At 65.8% G+C, this 556-nt stretch carries 1 protein-coding gene; it reads right to left on the bottom strand.

Annotation, left to right across the window (positions count from 1 at the left end):
• Positions 1-556 (bottom strand): tetratricopeptide repeat protein (locus SB753_RS34560; protein WP_410804529.1); only part of this gene is annotated, 556 nt, incomplete at both ends.

Genomic DNA, 556 nt, shown 5'->3' with positions numbered 1-556 from the left:
GCCCATGCCCTGCTCGCCCCATACCAGCAATGTTTTGCCGGCGAGCGGCTCGCCCTTCCAGGTCGGCGCCGGGAAGGTGGGACGATTGCCGCGCAGCTCCGACGAGCCGCTCCAGCGCGCCTCATGCGAGAGCCAGCCGTTCGCGTAGTCGCCGCGCATCAGTTGCAGCATCGACAGATTCGAACGCATACCCGCGTGGTCGGGCGCGAGTGTGCAGGCTGTTTCAGCGGCCTGCAAAGCCGCGTCCCAACGTTGTGCCTCTCTTAGCGCCAGCGCATAGTTGTTGTGGGCGAGCGCACTGGACGGCGCGCACTGAACCGCTCGCTCGCCGGCTTCGAGCGAGCGCGACAAATCCAGGTTCTGGCGATAAGCGTTTGCAAGATTGGTCCAGGCGTTTCCATCGTCGGGATGTGCGAGCACGGCTTGTTCGAGAAGCGCAGTTTGCTCGCGAAGGTCGCCATTCGACAGCGAAAGCGCGCCAGCGAGGTTGCTGCGTAGCGACGGCAACGTGGGTTCGAGTGCGAGCGCGCGGCGGTAGGGAGCGACCGCCTCGCCG

It is taken from the genome of Paraburkholderia sp. SIMBA_053 (genome assembly GCF_046534895.1).
GTDB classification, from domain to species: Bacteria; Pseudomonadota; Gammaproteobacteria; order Burkholderiales; family Burkholderiaceae; genus Paraburkholderia; species Paraburkholderia caledonica.
This window is presented reverse-complemented; position numbering and strand designations above follow the sequence as displayed.